We start from the raw sequence: 16,449 nt of genomic DNA on the forward strand, positions 1-16,449 counted from the left end.
ACTCTGACGATGTCATCCTGAAAGATAGTGAAGGATCTCATCTTTATTGAAAACATGAGATTCTTCGGGCTACGCCCTCAGAATGACAACGTCTAAAGTTACTTTATCATCAACCTGATCCCTCTTGATTAAGAGGGATTTTTTAATGAAATACTAACTAGCTAAAACAAGCCTATCATCCTCCAATATGGAACTTCCACCAGGACGGTTATTATGAACACAACCATCGTAAGATAAATTCCAAGGCGCATTACCTCTTTCTGTGTGTACAAGCCGTTTTCCTCACCCAGGCCTACAAGGACGTCAAGGTGATGAAACGGAAGTATGTAGTGAATTCCAATTGATGTATAAACAAGCAATGTTGTGACTATGGGGCTTATGCCCATGGGTTCTGTAAATATCAAAAGAGCCGGAATTGCAATTCCTATAACAGCAATAACACTCCCCAAGGCCATATGAATCACCATAGAAATTAAAGATATGATGAATGCAAGCACAAAGGGATTTGAAGGTATTGACGAAGGAAGAATTGTTTCAGCAATCCATGCATTCATTCCCGTAACACCTCCTACTCTGCCTATGGTCATGGCAGCTGTGAGGAACAGCAATACATACACAGGTACTTCTCCCCATTGTTTTGGGGTCAGAACTTCTCCTATGACAGGAAAACTCATGAGCATTGCAATCAAAAGCGTAATCCATCCAATGTTAACTCCATGTATTGAGTCAGTCATCCACAGTACAACAGATATTGAAAGCCATACAATAGTTCTTTTTTCCTTGACTGATACAGGGCCAAGAGTACTGAGTTTTTCTTTCATTTCATTTTTGTTGACTGTAACTTCAGCAGTTGGTTTGAAGAGGATTAAAATCAATGCACATGTAATTATGCTTGAAATAATGTTTGGAGGTCCCATGTAAACAAACCATTTAAGCCAGCTTATTGATTCTCCAGTAGCTTGTACAGCCAGGGTATTTATTACGCTGTCACCTGTGAGAAAAATCATTGATACAGGAACTGCAGAAGCAAATACAGCCAGTCCGATTTTAGAAGCATCTTCCTTTGGTATCTTGGCATTTTTTATGACTACAGACATAACTGACATGATGAGAAACGCCCTTGGCCAAGGATGTGGAATTAAAACACTCAATATGAATGTAAGAAAAAATATAGATATTATAATGCTTCTATATGAATTCACAAACTTTATTATGAATGCATAGGCTATTCTTTCTCCAAGCCCTGAAGACTTAACAGCAGAAGCAATAAGGTATGCTCCGATGACAAGATAAATTGTGCTTCCAAGCCAGGGGGAAAATACAACATCAGGTTCAGCTACCTTGAAAATTACAAGAAGTGCCAGATAAAGTCCTGATGCATAACCGGACTGAACTATTTGAAATGCCCAGAAAACAACAGTCATCAATGTCAGTCCAAGGCACATTTTTCCCTGAGGTGACAGTCCTTCCAATGAAAGCATATTAATTAAAACTGCAACAAATATGCCTGATATTAAGCCAATCAGACTTTTATTTTTGCTCATAATTTTTACCTTTCTAAAACATTTCAGATTATTTATTGTACAAAAATTGCAGGATTTTTTCCTTAGGTTAATCACAAAGTAATTTACGACGTTGTCATCTTTCACTATCATTCAGGATGACAGCGTCGTAGTTTGTCGAGTAGTCTGAGGAATTTTTCCTGCGATTTTTGCACTCATATTTATTTCATAAAATTTTCAATGTCGTTTACAGTCTTTATGATATCCTTTGAAAGGTTTATAATGCCGCCCTTTGTAACCCACACATCATCTTCAATCCTTATTCCTATTCCTTCTTCCTTGATGTAAAGACCGGGTTCAACCGTATAAACATTGTTCTCCTGCATAATCTTGTCTCTTCTTCTAAGGTCGTGAACATCAAGTCCCAGAGGATGACCTATGCCGTGGTAATAATATTTTTCAACATCAGCATCATCTTTTATAATATTTAAACTTCTTAGCCCTTTAGCAAAGTGAGCTTTCACTTTGTCATTAACTTCAACCTCGCTTGCTCCCACATGCATTGCATCCATTGTTACATCCTGAGCTTCAAGCACTATGTTGTAAATGTCTTTCTGTCTTTGTGTAAATTTTCCGTTTGCAGGATATGTCCTTGTAATATCTGAAGCATAATTGTTTGACAATGCTCCAAGGTCAAGAAGTATCAAACTTCCGTCTTCGATTTTTTGTTTTAATTCTATGTAATGAAGAATTACAGCCTTAGCTCCGGAAGCTCCTATAGTTTTAAAGCTTGGTTTAGACCCTCTTAGCATGAGCTGGTATTCAAAATCTGCCTTGACCTGATATTCAAACTTACCCGGTTTTAAGTTTTTCATTACAAATTCCAGAGCTTCCTTTGTATATCCTATTGCAGTCTTTATTTCATTAACTTCTTCTTCATGCTTTGAACTTCTAAGCTCAATCATAATGTCCAGGGAGCTTTTAATGTTAACTGCAGGATACTGGTTGCGAATCCAGTGAGCAAGACTCCTGTAGCTGTCATATGATTCATCCTTGTCAGCTATGTATGAGAAAATATATACATTGTCAGGTCTGTCTGAAGATGAAAGTTTTTTGGCAAACTGAGCCATGAATGAGTCTCTTTCTTCAATCGTTTTTATTCCGGACAATTCCTGAGCTTCTTCTTTGCGCATGAGAATTCCGAACCATTTTTCAAAATATTCATCAACAGGCGGAATATATAAGGCTTCTGTTACTTTACCGGCTATTTTGTTGATTATTAAAACCATGTCTTCACGGTCTATTCCTGTTAGATAGAAAAAATTCCTGTCAACAGAAAACTCATATTCCTGATCTGCGCTTTCCCTTGGAGCCTTTCCGGAAAAGAAAACTGCTGTAGAATAATCCTCCATTCTTTCTGCAAAACGCGCTCTGTTATTAATATAAAAATTGCTGTTCATTTAACCCTCCAAAATTATAATTTCTATGTTTTAAAACTGTCATCATGAACCTGAAAAACTCTAGTTTTGTCATCCTAATCGTTAGTGAAGGATCTCATCTTTGTTGAAAACATGAGATTCTTCGAGCAAGCTCTCAGAATGACAGTGAATAAATGTATAGTTTTTTAGGTTTCTAAATGCAATGACTATATAAAATAAGTGAAATAATTCTTCATTCTTAACTCTTAACTCTTAACTCTTAATTTATTACGCAGTCGAGTTCACCAATTTATCTGCTCACTACCGTTCGCATAAATTGGGAACTCGTTGCGGTTGACCTACCATCCATTTTTCAGAAAAAACGCTCTGAAAAATGTGTCTAGGTCATACCCAGTCTTTAGACCTTCCGACTGCCTTTTTCCATCCTTCGTACAGTGCATTTCTTTTTTCTTCATCCATTTCAGGCTTGAACTTTCTGTTGATGCTCCAGTACTGTGAAATTTCGCCCTTGGATTTCCAGAATCCCACTGCAAGTCCTGCGAGATATGCAGCACCTAAAGCTGTTGTTTCTGTGACTTCAGGTCGTTCAATGTTTACATCCAAAATGTCTGATTGAAACTGCATGAGAAAATTGTTGGCAGTAGCTCCCCCGTCAACCTTGAGGGCTGTGAGATTGATGCCTGAGTCTTCAATCATTGCTTCGATTACGTCCTTTGTCTGATATGCAATTGATTCAAGAGTTGCCCTTATAATGTGATTGCGGTTTGTTCCTCTTGTGAGTCCCACTATTGCACCTCTGGCATACATGTCCCAGTGAGGAGCTCCCAGCCCAGTAAATGCAGGAACAACATACACTCCGTTGCTGTCATCCACTTTTCTTGCAAAATATTCTGAATCTGCGGCATCGTGGATTATTTTAAGTTCATCTCTGAGCCACTGGATTGCAGCTCCTGCCACAAATATGGAACCTTCAAGAGCATATTCCACCTTGTTGTCAACACCCCATGCAATGGTTGTTATGAGGCCTTTGTTTGACTTCACTATTTTTTCGCCTGTGTTCATGAGCATGAAGCATCCGGTTCCATAGGTGTTTTTCATCATTCCTTCCTGAAAGCATAGCTGTCCAAAAAGAGCCGACTGCTGATCACCGGCTATGCCTGATATGGGAATTTCAACACCAAAAATATCCTTCACAGTGTTTTCATAAATTTCTGATGACTGCCTTACTTCTGGCAGTACATTTGCCGGAATGTTAAGCTCATGTAATATTTTTTCATCCCAATTGAGTTCTCTTATGTTGTAAATCATAGTCCTTGAAGCATTTGAATAATCAGTGATGTGAGCCTTGCCCCCTGTAAGTTTCCACACAAGCCACGTGTCAATGGTTCCAAAAAGTATTTCCCCTTTTTCAGCTCTTTCCCTGACACCCGTCACATTGTCCAATATCCACTTAATTTTTGTTCCTGAAAAATATGCATCCACTACAAGTCCTGTATTTTCCTTTATGTATGGCTCCATACCGGATTTCTTAAGCTGGTCACAAATTTCTGACGTCTGCCTGCTCTGCCACACTATGGCGTTGTAAACTGGCTGTCCTGTATTTTTGTCCCACAGCACTGTTGTTTCTCTTTGGTTTGTAATTCCTATGCACGCTACTTCTTCTTTATTTATGCCATTTAAAACTTCTCTGGCAGCATTAAGCTGAGTTTCCCATATTTCCAAAGGATTGTGCTCAATCCATCCGGGGTTTGGGTAAATCTGCCTGAATTCCTTTTGAGAAATTTTTACAATGTTTCCGTTTCTGTCAAAAAGAATTGCTCTTGAGCTTGTAGTGCCCTGATCCAATGCAAGAACATATTTCCTATCCATATTCTCCCCTTAGAATTTATTTATGAAATTTCAAAATATAAATAATAATTAATATTATTATATACTCCTGGAATTAAATATTCAATGATATTCAATAGACAAAAAAAGAAACTCATAAGAGTTCCTTAGGTTGATGACAATGTTGTTTCAATGTGTAGGGGAGGACCTTGTGTCCTCCCGAAGATAACAAATTATTGGCTTAATAACACGGGCGGATACAAGATCCGCCCCTACGGTTTGTGTAAAATTAGATTTGTCAATAAATCTGACAAACTCAAAAGAGTTCCTTTTATATTTTGTTATTCTGAAACCAGTCTTTTTTCTCCGGTTAAATCCTGTATTGGCTTGATGTCCTGTGTTACTTCAAGAACTCCAAGGAATTCTCCTGCATTGTTTCTAACGGCAAAATATCGTATATAAACAAATCTTTCTCCCATCTTAATCCAGAAATCCTCATGGTCTTTCTTTCCTGCTTTCAAATCCTCCACAATGCCTTCAACTATGTGCACACTTGCCGGCGGATGGCAGTTTGAAACATTTCTCCCTATTATGGTCTTTGTTCTTGGGAAAATTCTTTCTTTTCCCTGAGAAAAATATTTTACTGTGTCATCATTTCCTACAAATGTTATGTCAAGAGGAAGAGTGTTAAGTATGTACTGAAGTTCATCGGCTTTTAAAACTCCCGTTGGGAAAGTAATTGCTCCTGGTTCCTGTGCCTCTTCCTTTATTTCTTCCTTGTACTTTATTTCAGGCTTCCATACAGGAACAAAATCAATCATGTGTCCTATTTCGCTGCTGTCATCTGCTGCCTTTTTCCACTCGTCTTCAGTCATTGTATCCAGAAGCATTGGAATCATAATATTTTCTTCCTTGAAAATCATTTCTTTAATTCTGGTCATCAAATCATTGATTCCCTTTTTCAAATCTTCATTGAGAACTCCGTATGACAAATCAGACTGTATCATTTTAAGTTCTTCTCTTATTTCATCATCCACGCCCCACATAACCTTTGGAGGAGCAGTGATTCCATACTTCTCCATGTAAGGGAACAAAAGATTTTCCTTCTTTGAATAATGTATGTTTATTTTTGATAATTCCTCAAACCCTCTGTTCAAATTATGAATTGCATCCGGACTCTTGCTTTCAAGATTTTTTACTACCTGGTTTTCAATAATTTTTTCTATTTCCCTGTTTTCTAGCATCAATACATTGGCAGGATGTCCGGGAATTTTAACCGGGTCTGTTTCTCTGTGAATTTCTTCTATGGAACCCTTGAATACTGCTGAATGGACATCACAAAGCCTCTGAACCTCTGAAACAGGAAGGCCTTCTGTTATTAATGCCTGTTCTGCTTCAGAAATTTCAGTTGCAGACACTCCTGCAAATGCCTTCTCAAATTTCTGCTTCACATCTTCGACGCTTTTCCCCTCATGGAGCTCTTGAATAACCTGCTTAATTACCTCTTTTCTGTACTCCCTGTTATTGATTTGTTCGCTCATAATCTCTCCTTTATTTATTGTTTTATTTCATATCCTCTTCTTATAAATTCCTGCTTTATTTTTTCAATTTCTATTCCTTTGGCTATAGAACCCTTTTTTATTGTCATGAACCTTCCTGCAGTTTCAAGCATACCAGGCTTCGTTATATCTGAAAATCCAAGTTCCGCCAGTATGTTTTTAACATCAGGATATTCTTTGCACAAATCATGTACTGATTTGTTAAAATCAATTTCCATATCATTTCCTCCTTATGTATACAATTATACCTGAATTTGCAGTATTTAATCATATATTCTTATTGTTTCAATCCTAAAAATAAAAAACCCGATTTTGGTAATAGTTTACAAATTAATCAAATAATTATATTAAAGTATTGATTTTGCATTGATATTAATATATCATGTAAAAGGACGAATATTCAAATATATGGAGGGAATATAATGAAAAAAATCGTTTTTGTTTTAAGTCTAGTATTAGTTTTAATCTTTACGTCAGTAACCGCATTTGCTGACACAACAAATGAAATTATAATAAGCATTGATTCAACAAAAGTTGAATTTAATGATAGTTTGGGATTTCCGTTTGTTGACGAAAACAACAGAACACTGGTTCCATTTAGAGCCGCACTTGAGAAATTCGGTGCAACTGTTGATTGGAACAATGAAAGCCGCAGTGCTGTTGCTATAAAAGGCGACATTAAAGTCGAAGTTCCTGTGGAACAAAACTACATAATGAAAAACGGCGAAAAAATTGCTACAGACACAGCCGCAAAAATAGTAAACGGAAGAACATATCTTCCAATAAGAGCAGTCATTGAAGCATTCGGATCCTCAGTTGAATGGGATCAGGCTCTCAACACAGTAGTTATAACAACAACACCTGTAGATGCTGCTGCTATATTTACAGAAGCAAACAACAAATCATATGACTGGAAAAACTATGATGCAACTGCTGAAATGCACATGTCAATGAACGTTCCTGATGATGCAGGAAGTGTTCAGGCTATGCACATGAAAATGAACATGCTCATGACTATCTTCACAAACCCAATGAAAGCAAAAATCAATGCAAACATGGTTATGGACGTAATGGGACAACAAATGTCACAGCCAGTTATGCAAATGTATCTGTCAGCTGATGACAAAGGCTACACAACTTACATGGGGATGCCTGACAGCCAAGGTGCCTTGACATGGATGAAGTCAACAGTAGAAGATGAAATGTTTGCAATGCTCATGAAGTATGACCAGGATAAAATCGAAGCAAACAAGGAACTCATGAAGAAATACATCAAAGATGTAAAATATTTCGGTAAATATACTGATGATGCAGGAAGAACACTTTTAAGAATGCAGTACTCAATGTCAACAGAAATATACAAGGATTTGCTTGGCGGATATGTTGAAGAACTTTCAACATCAATGAGCGAACAAGAAGAAATGACTGCAAAGATGCTTGATGAACTTGTATCCGGAAAAATGGGAGACCTTACTTTCGTAGTATACATTGATGAAGCAACAAAAGAATTTGTTAAATACGAAATGGACTTAAGCCAGATGTTATCAGGAATGATGTCAGGAATGACAGACATGCTTGGCGATATGTCAGAATCTGACAAGGCAATGCTTAACAGCATGAAAGTAACAATGGTTATGGAAATTTCAAATGTAAACAAAGCAACTGCCTTTGAAATCCCGGCAGAAGCTTTAAAGGCTCCTGAAATGCCTAAAGTAACAGAAGAAACAGCTCAATAAAAAAATCGGAGGACCGGCAGAAACCGATCCTCCTTTTTTATCTCTTAAATTTAAAGCCTCAAGCCTCCGTTTACAGAAATCACCTGTCCGGTAATATATGAAGATTCGCTGCACGCAAGGAACAATACGGCATTGGCAATTTCAACAGGCTCTCCAAGCCTTTTCAGCATGGTTTTTTCTCGTATGGATTCCAAAACCTTTTCAGGAACTGTAGCCATCATTTCTGTGTTGGCATATCCTGGAGCCACTGCATTTACCCTGATAGCTTCTCCTTTTCTTGAAAATTCCTTTGCCCATGTCTTTGTAAGACCTATTATTCCTGCTTTTGAAGCAGCATAATTTGACTGACCTACATTTCCGTATTCTCCTACAACAGAAGATATGTTAATAATTGATCCGCTTCTGTTTTCCTTCATTGATGGCAAGACATGTTTTGTGAGGTTGAACACTGATTTTAAGTTTACATTCATAACAGCATCCCACATATCTTCAGTCATGTTTTCAATCAATGCATCCTTTGTAATTCCGGCATTATTAACGAGCACATCTATTTTTCCATACCTTTTCACAACATAATCAACAAATATTTCAATCTCATTTGCAGAGCACAAGTCAGCCTTATATCCCTCAACTCCGTCTTTATCATAAAAAATATCTGAAATATCAAGAGCAATCACTTTCGCTCCTTCATCTGCAAACAGTTCGCAAATGCACCTTCCTATGCCTCTGGCACCGCCGGTGACAACTGCAACCTTATCCTTAAGCCTGTTCATAATTTACCTCTGCATTTAATTTTTTAATTACATCCACCATGTTTCCCGCAAGTCTCGTCATTATTCCGATTCCTTCCTGGTCTTCATTGGCATTATAAGCGCCGCCCTTGCCTGCAACACCCACATTCCAATAAGTATTGCCTACAATGATGCAGTCATTTGCAGCTGCCCAAAGCAAAATTTCAGCAAATGCAAAGTTCTGCCCTGCTCTCCTGGCAACTGTAACAGGAGCCACAATCTTGCCCGATAGAGCAGAACCTTTCCACTCATAGCTTGATTTTGTTTCCTTCATTTCATTTTTAGCCCATCGTCCGGAAAATCCTGCCCTGTCAAGAACACATTTCATTTCAGGAGTAATGCATGAATGATATACAGGAGAAGCAAGCAGCAAGCCGTCTGCTCTAGTTATCTTTTCAAAAATTTCCTGAAAATCGTCCTCCTGAGTGCATTTTTTAGCATTAACACATTCGTAACAAGTTCTGCATCCGGATATTTTTTTCCCTGAAAGCTGTATAAGCTCAGTTTCCGCTCCTAGTTTTTCAGCTTCAGACAATGCTGTCTTCAAGTAATAGAAAGTGTTTCCTTCCATCCGTGGACTTGAACAAATTCCTAATATTTTCATATGCTACCCCCATCTCACAGCCGTAGCTGCCCATGTATAACCCGTTCCTGCTCCAAGCAGAACCGCAATTTTTCCTTTTTTAAGCCGTCCTTTTTTTTCACCTTCTGTTAAAGATATAAATGCATCTGCAGATTGACAGTGCCCATATTCTTCAAGCACAAAAGAATTATCTTCAGTGAGATTATATTTTTCCAGTATTTTTTCAAGTATTGACCTCTTCATGAATATTGGAGCTACAAAACCTATGTCTTTGTCAGTATATCCGCTCTTTTTAATAGATTTTGCAATTACGTTGTTAAAATTGTCAAGTGTTATAGGATCAAGCCTTTTTTTCATGGATTGAATGTCAGGAACATTTAAAAACTTGTCACTGCATTTTATGTCTGCATTTGCTTTAAAATTCCTGCAGCCTACTCCAAACACAGCCACATCCTCTGCAAATTGACCATCACTTATCATGTGCGTCTCCAGAATTACATTTTTATCAAGACCCTTTTCCAAAAGAACTGCAGCAGCGCCATCACCAAAATTGAACATGAATCTTGAATTATGATTTTTATAATTTATAATCTGAGTTTCCTTTGAAGAAGATACAAGGAGCACATGATTTATACTGTCGTCACAAAGCATGATGCTCTTTAATATTTTCAGAGAATAAACACCTGCTGAGCACAACGAATGAATTTCAAATGCATTGGCATTTACTGCTCCTATTTCATGCTGAATTTTAGCTGCACAGTTAAACAGGTAGTAATCTTTATACTCACTTCCGCAGTATACAACCAAGTCAAGTTTTTTTGGATCAAAACCTTCAATTGCTCTTTTAGCTGCTTCAATTCCCATGAAGGACACTGTTTCATCCTGGCTCGCTTCATGAACATGAACTATTCCGAATTTTTCTCTGATAACATCTTCAGGTATTCCGGAAAGTTCTGCTATCTTTGCACTGTCTTTTATTTTAGGCGGCACATAGATTCCTATATTCTTTATGCCTACGATGTCCATGTCAACCTCCTAATCGTCGCACTTTCCGTAAAGCTCCGTTATTTTTGATACTACAATCTTGCCCACATTGTTTTTAGGAATATCATCAACAAACTGAATGTACTTTGGTATTTTATAGCCAGCAAGTTTGTTTCTTAAAATACTTTGTATTTCACCTTTAGTTATTGAAGCATTTGACTTCAGTGATACAACAGCCTTCCCTACTTCTCCCCACTTTTCATCGGGAACACCGAATACGCATACTTCCTGTACTTGAGGTATTTCATATATTGCGCTTTCTACTTCAGGTGGAAATACATTTTCCCCACCGCTTATGAACATGTTTTTCTTTCTGCCCACAATATAGTAGTAACCGTCTTCATCGACCGTGGCCATATCTCCGGTATATACCCAACCTCCATCAAGAGTCTTTTTTGTTTCCTTTTCGTTGTTCCAATACCCTGAGAATATTTGAGGTCCGCTCCACAACAGCTCACCAACTTCATTTGCTCCAACTTCATTGCCCTTATCATCTACAACCTTTGTCATTGTCATATACATTGGCTTTCCTACGGAAGCATATTTTGACTTAATAGTCTCATCCGCCATAAACTGCGGTGTGCTTGAAAGATTATTTGGACCTGCTTCAGTCATTCCATAGCCAAGAACAAATTTAATTTTTTTGTTCCAGAACCTTTCCATGATGTTGATAGGAGTGGGTGCAGCACCTGCCATAACCCATTTGAGACTTGAAAGATCAGCATTTTCAAACTCCGGCAAATCCGACATCATTCTGAATATTGTGGCAGCTCCAAAAAGAAGCGTAGTCTTTTCTTTTTCTATGACTTCAAGAGTGAGTCTGGGATCAAACTGTTTATTGATTATAATTCTTCCACCGCAGTGCAGCAGAGGAAGAGTAAGAAGATTCCATCCTCCAGTATGATAAAGAGGAAGTATTATGAATGCACTGTCTTCATAGTTCAGCCCCCATGTGCATATTTCATTCATAGCGTTGAAAATCAATGAATGATGAGAAATCATGCCACCCTTTGGAAGTCCTGTTGTTCCTCCCGTATGTATAATCAGGTGAATGTCATCAAGAACAAGATCGCTGCAATAAATCATATTGTTGTTTTCATAGCTCATAATTTTCATATAATCTAATTCTTCACTTTCACCAGGTGTATCCTTCAGCACAACATATTTTTCAATGTTTGTTTTTCCCTTAAATTCCTCAACGGTGTTTTTAAAAATTTCTTCGTAAAACAATATTTTTGGAGTTTCACTGTTTAAAAGTTTTTCAAATTCAGCTGCTGACAATCTGGCATTATAAGGAATCAAGACTGCCCCAAGTTTACCGGTTGCATAATATGCGTCTATAAGTTCAATTCCGTTTCTGGATATGAAAGCAACTCTGTCTCCCTTTACGATACCAAGTTTTTCTTTCATGTAGTTTGCCAGCCTGTTGGCTCTGTCTTCCAAATCCTTATAGGTATAATGAACATTGTTGTCCAGGTCGTAAACAGCTTCGCTGCTGCCGTTGATTCTTGCCCTGAAATACGAGTAGTTTCCTATCCATCCATTATTTATCATCACATACCTCCATAATTTTTTTGCAAGGAGGTGAATAACTCACCTCCCATCCATTTTATAAATCTATAACTGCCTGCAGCTTTCTGCTCAAGCCCTGTTCCTTTGTAATAAGCGACACTGCAACTGTGACTGCAATGCTTATGGTTATTACATTAAAGTACCACGGCAAAACTCCAGGCCACTTGAAGCCTGCAAAGGAAGCTATGTTTAAAGCAAGACCTGTTACACTTCCACACATAACACCTTTTTCGTTTGCTCTCTTCCACAAAAGTCCCAGCACAAACACAGGAAATGTAGCTGACATAAGTGTTCCCCATCCAAATGTTCCAAGAATTCCAACCATCTCACCTTGTGTTACAGAAAAAACTATTGATATGATACCGAGAACAAGCATTGAAATCCTAGAAATCTGAACTTGTTTCTTTGACTCAAATTTAAAACCCAAAGCGCTTGGTATATCTCGTGATACAACAGTTGAGCAAATTGAAAGGAACAAACTTGCAGATGACATTGCTGCAGCAAGAACTCCGGCATAAACAAACAGCTGTGCTGTTATTCCCGCATAATCGGCCATTGCATATATTGCTCTGTCTCCTTTTACAAGGGGATCAATTTTTCCTGTTGCAACAAGGTACAATGCACCGCTTGAAACAACCATTGTGAGCAATCCAACCATTGTGTGAGACAGTGCTGTATAAAGTCCCATCTTGGGCATGTCTCTTGGGTCTTTTAAAGCGTACATACGAGTGATAACCTGCGGCTGTCCCACAGTTCCAAGGATAGGAATCAACATCCATGTCATGGCAACTGTCCTTGGCATGCTTCCCCACGCATTGAGCATATCCGGACTGAACTCTTTTGTTATTTCATTTGCTGTAACTGTCCCTGCCTGGGAAGTAACTTTCAAAACTTCTCCAAAGCCCCCAGTGATATTAAAAAATGAAACTACTATTACTACACCGGCTATTACCATAACAAGACCTTGAAAAGCCTGTGTCAATAAACCGCCAACTTCTCCGCTTATAGACATATACACTGCCAATACTCCAAATATTACAAATCCTGCAACGAGAGGGTCCCATCCCAGCAAATGTCCAAACAATTCAGAGCCTGCTTTTATTTGAGCTGCCAGATATGCTACACATCCTAAGAATAAAGTCAGTGACATTGTAATTTTAATAACCCTGTTGTTGTTATATCTCAAATCTGAAAGATCTCCAAGACTTGCAACTTTTCCTATTTCAGCCATTGCTCTTACTTTCTTGCCAAGTATCAAGTATGCCATTGCAAATGCAGCTGATGACAACATCCAGAATGCCATGGCATTTCCTGTTGAATACATAAGTCCCGGAACTCCCACAAGGGCAAATGCGCTTGCTACTGCTGCCGTGCTTGAAAGTCCCACTGTAAACGGTCCGAACATTCCGGTGCTTCCAAAATATGCTTCAGATGAAGTAACTTTCTTTTTTGCCCACCATCCTATAAAAAATGATACTGCAATCATAAGGAAAGAAAATGTCATAATTAAAGTTTTAGCAGTTGCGCTCATTGTGCTCCTCCTTTTTCTGTTTCATCAATGCTTGCGATTTTCTTGACAAAATCGTCCCAGTCCTTCTGGGAAAGCCATTCATCTTTTAAATTGTAATACATGATTGTTAACGTTAACATTCCGCCTATCCAATATCCCACAACTATTGATGCAAAAGAAGGATGAAAACCTAAGATTGTGAAAGAAGGCATTGCACCGGCAAACAAAGCAGCATAGTAATCAGCAAGTGTGAAACTTGCTATCCATATAACTGCCCATGGAATTAAACAGTAGAAAAACAGTTTTTTAGATAATATTCCTTGCTTGGCAATTCCAAGCATCATGTAAAGCAACATTAAAACTACTCCCAAGTACATAGAAACCAGATAGTAATCATTCCAGCCCAAAAAATTGATTGTTAGCCATAATATTGTTATCATTACAATTATAGCTGTTTTTTTGCTTGATAAATCCATTTCCAACCTCCTATATTTTTTAATATGACACATGAGTCATGTTTCATGATTATTATATTATGGCTGGTATATTTTGTCAACGTTTTCTTTTCGACTTTTTATAAGTAAAAAATCAGCACATTAAGACTACTTAATGTGCTGCTAAATTCTTATTTAGTTTACTTCACAAATCCTATGATTCCTTATTTTTAAATGCACCGTTTCGTATGAACTTCATTACTTCTTCCACAACTTCATCATAGTTGCTGCTTTTTCCGTCAAATTCTATTGACTTCAATGCTGTGAAATTTGCAATTCCTATAAGACAGTAAGACAATATAACAGGGTCAATATCCGTCATTTCACCTTTTGTCTGAGCTTTTAAAATTCCTTTGACATAACCCTTTGAAAAAGATTCGTAATATTCCTTAAATAGTTCCATATCTACAAACTGAGCCTGCCAAACTATTTTAAAAAGTCCTATATGCTCGCCAACAAAGTTAAGGAATGTTTTTATTCCCATGTATTCTTCGTCATATCTGTCTTTGCTGACCTTAGTGTTAAACCTTATGCTGTCTTTTAATTCTTTCCCCAATTTGTTAATCAAATAAACAAAGACACTTTTTTTATCATTGAAATATATGTAAAACGTACCTTGAGCAATGCCTGCCTTCATTACTATATCAGTAATTCCAGTATCATAATAACCCTTTTCACTAAATAGTTCCTCAGCAGCCTTGCTAATCTTGTCTAACGTTTCCAATCCACGTTTAGTCTTAGGTTCATTCACTAATTCCATAATATCACCTGCTTTTTAATGATTGTAATTATAGCATTATTTTTAAATCAAGTCAATTTATTAACATTACAATTACAAATTGAACAAAATTTAAAAATTGCTCGTCTAATATTTTGATATTTGTTAATATTAATAAGACAACAACCAAGGAGACAGAAAGTGAAAAAAATTATTATTTGTTTATTATGGATATTCGTTCTTTCAGGGTGTTCCCTCATAAGAGAAATTCCAAGAGATGATCAAAACAACACCCCGGCACCGCCGCCCATAGAAAATACAGAGCCCTCGGAACCCGTTGAAACGCCTGAGGATGAAGATACAAGCCTTTTTCATGAATATAAAAATGAAGCCCAGGACTATCTGGACAAAATGACTCTTGAAGAAAAAATCGGACAGATGTTTCTCGTAAGGTGTCCTGAGGAAGAACAGCTTGATTCTTTCATGTCACTAAAGCCCGGAGGATTCATATTGTTTGGAAGAGACTTTGAAGGAAAGACAAAGACAGAAGTAATTGACAATATAAAAAGCTACCAGGAAAAAAGCAACCTCCCAATGATTATAGGAGTAGATGAAGAAGGCGGCACAGTTGTAAGAGTGAGTTCCAATCCACTGCTTGCAGATGAGCGTTTCAAATCGCCTCAGGAACTGTATGAAATTGGAGGTTTTGATGAAATAAAAAAAGATGCAGCTAAAAAATCAGCTTTACTTGCTGATTTGGGAATAAACCTTAATCTTGGACCCGTTGCCGATGTTTCAACTGATGCTACTGATTTCATAAACAAGAGAGCTTACGGAAAATCCCCGGAAGAAACAGGCCTTTACGTAAAGACTGTTGTAGGTATTATGAAAAAAAACAATATTTCAGCAACATTAAAACATTTCCCTGGATATGGCAACAATTCAGACACCCATACAGGTTCTGCCTATGACAAAAGGCCCTACAGCACATTCGAAGAAAGGGACTTTATCCCCTTTGAGGAAGGCATAAGGGCAGGAGCTGAAAGCATCCTTGTTTCACACAACGTTGTTGAAACAATTGATCCTGCATTGCCCGCTTCGCTGTCAAACAAAGTTATAGATATTTTAAGGAATGAAATGGAATTCACAGGAATTATAATGACTGATGATTTGTCCATGGGAGCAGTTTCGGAGCTGACACTTGAAAATTCAACAGAAGCAACAGCAGTTCTTGCTGGCAATGACATGCTTATAGTTACAGATTATGAAAAAAGCTACAATTCATTGCTTGAAGCAGCAACAAACGGTGAAATATCTGTGGAAAGAATAAATGAATCAGTATTAAGAATTTTGGAATGGAAGTTTTATAAGGGGATAATGTGATTTATATATTAAAACACCGGGCGGACACAAGGTCCGCCCCTACAATATGCGAATTCGTTTCCGTGGGTGGACACAATAATCCGCCCATAAAATTTGCAGAAAATCAGGTTTATAAATAATTTCATATGATGTTACTCGGCATATGATACTGACAAGATTAATTCAATATGTAGGGGAGGACTACTGTCCTCCCGTGGACGAATACAAAGGTCAGTCCATACAATATGCAGAAAATCAATGTTTGTCAATAGTTTGATATGTTACTCGGCATGTCAGACTATTGACAAACAC

At 37.6% G+C, this 16,449-nt stretch carries 14 protein-coding genes; 2 read left to right on the top strand and 12 right to left on the bottom strand.

The genetic code is table 11. The annotated features are described in order from the left end of the window. Positions 1 to 161 precede the first annotated feature (161 nt). The 5 genes from LY60_RS14375 to LY60_RS14395 form a co-directional block, all read right to left on the bottom strand. Entirely contained in the window at positions 162 to 1,544 is a 1,383-nt protein-coding gene (locus tag LY60_RS14375; RefSeq protein WP_145085352.1) for an SLC13 family permease, read from the bottom strand. 179 nt (positions 1,545 to 1,723) lie between these two features. After that, positions 1,724 to 2,962: an aminopeptidase P family protein gene (locus LY60_RS14380; RefSeq protein WP_145085355.1), complete on the bottom strand. Its 1,239-nt coding sequence runs from the start codon at positions 2,960 to 2,962 to the stop codon at positions 1,724 to 1,726. Between the two features lie 363 nt (positions 2,963 to 3,325). Then, complete coding sequence (gene glpK, locus LY60_RS14385) at positions 3,326 to 4,810, bottom strand: glycerol kinase GlpK (RefSeq protein ID WP_145085358.1); 1,485 nt, start codon at positions 4,808 to 4,810, stop codon at positions 3,326 to 3,328. Positions 4,811 to 5,109: 299 nt separating this feature from the next. Continuing rightward, positions 5,110 to 6,309 (bottom strand): DUF438 domain-containing protein, encoded by a 1,200-nt coding sequence (locus LY60_RS14390; RefSeq protein ID WP_145085361.1) that lies wholly within the window; start codon positions 6,307 to 6,309, stop codon positions 5,110 to 5,112. A 14-nt stretch (positions 6,310 to 6,323) separates the two neighbouring features. Next, positions 6,324 to 6,545 (bottom strand): DUF1858 domain-containing protein, encoded by a 222-nt coding sequence (locus tag LY60_RS14395; RefSeq protein ID WP_145085364.1) that lies wholly within the window; start codon positions 6,543 to 6,545, stop codon positions 6,324 to 6,326. Positions 6,546 to 6,749: 204 nt separating this feature from the next. Between LY60_RS14395 and LY60_RS14400 the strand changes: the two genes are divergently transcribed. Further along, positions 6,750 to 8,063: a copper amine oxidase N-terminal domain-containing protein gene (locus LY60_RS14400; protein ID WP_145085367.1), complete on the top strand. Its 1,314-nt coding sequence runs from the start codon at positions 6,750 to 6,752 to the stop codon at positions 8,061 to 8,063. Positions 8,064 to 8,113: 50 nt separating this feature from the next. Here the strand turns inward: LY60_RS14400 and LY60_RS14405 are convergent, their stop codons facing one another. The 7 genes from LY60_RS14405 to LY60_RS14435 form a co-directional block, all read right to left on the bottom strand. Then, complete coding sequence (locus LY60_RS14405; RefSeq protein ID WP_145085370.1) at positions 8,114 to 8,836, bottom strand: beta-ketoacyl-ACP reductase; 723 nt, start codon at positions 8,834 to 8,836, stop codon at positions 8,114 to 8,116. Next, entirely contained in the window at positions 8,823 to 9,458 is a 636-nt protein-coding gene (locus tag LY60_RS14410) for a flavodoxin family protein (protein WP_145085373.1), read from the bottom strand. The genes LY60_RS14405 and LY60_RS14410 overlap by 14 nt, the downstream gene beginning before the upstream one ends. 3 nt (positions 9,459 to 9,461) lie before the next feature. Next, on the bottom strand, positions 9,462 to 10,463 hold the full coding sequence (locus LY60_RS14415; RefSeq protein ID WP_145085376.1) for a 3-oxoacyl-ACP synthase: 1,002 nt from the start codon (positions 10,461 to 10,463) through the stop codon (positions 9,462 to 9,464). 9 nt (positions 10,464 to 10,472) lie between these two features. Continuing rightward, positions 10,473 to 12,035 (bottom strand): AMP-binding protein, encoded by a 1,563-nt coding sequence (locus LY60_RS14420; protein WP_145085379.1) that lies wholly within the window; start codon positions 12,033 to 12,035, stop codon positions 10,473 to 10,475. Positions 12,036 to 12,090: 55 nt separating this feature from the next. After that, entirely contained in the window at positions 12,091 to 13,584 is a 1,494-nt protein-coding gene (locus tag LY60_RS14425; RefSeq protein ID WP_145085382.1) for a sodium:solute symporter family transporter, read from the bottom strand. After that, positions 13,581 to 14,039, bottom strand: coding sequence for a hypothetical protein (locus LY60_RS14430; protein WP_019229787.1), 459 nt, complete (start codon positions 14,037 to 14,039; stop codon positions 13,581 to 13,583). Before LY60_RS14430 ends, LY60_RS14425 begins: the two co-directional genes overlap by 4 nt. A gap of 172 nt (positions 14,040 to 14,211) precedes the next feature. Beyond that, on the bottom strand, positions 14,212 to 14,817 hold the full coding sequence (locus tag LY60_RS14435; RefSeq protein WP_145085385.1) for a TetR/AcrR family transcriptional regulator: 606 nt from the start codon (positions 14,815 to 14,817) through the stop codon (positions 14,212 to 14,214). 159 nt (positions 14,818 to 14,976) lie between these two features. Between LY60_RS14435 and LY60_RS14440 the strand changes: the two genes are divergently transcribed. Further along, positions 14,977 to 16,158: a glycoside hydrolase family 3 protein gene (locus LY60_RS14440; protein WP_145085388.1), complete on the top strand. Its 1,182-nt coding sequence runs from the start codon at positions 14,977 to 14,979 to the stop codon at positions 16,156 to 16,158. Positions 16,159 to 16,449: the final 291 nt, after the last annotated feature.

The sequence above is a fragment of the Sedimentibacter saalensis genome, from assembly GCF_007830175.1.
Lineage (GTDB): Bacteria > Bacillota > Clostridia > Tissierellales > Sedimentibacteraceae > Sedimentibacter > Sedimentibacter saalensis.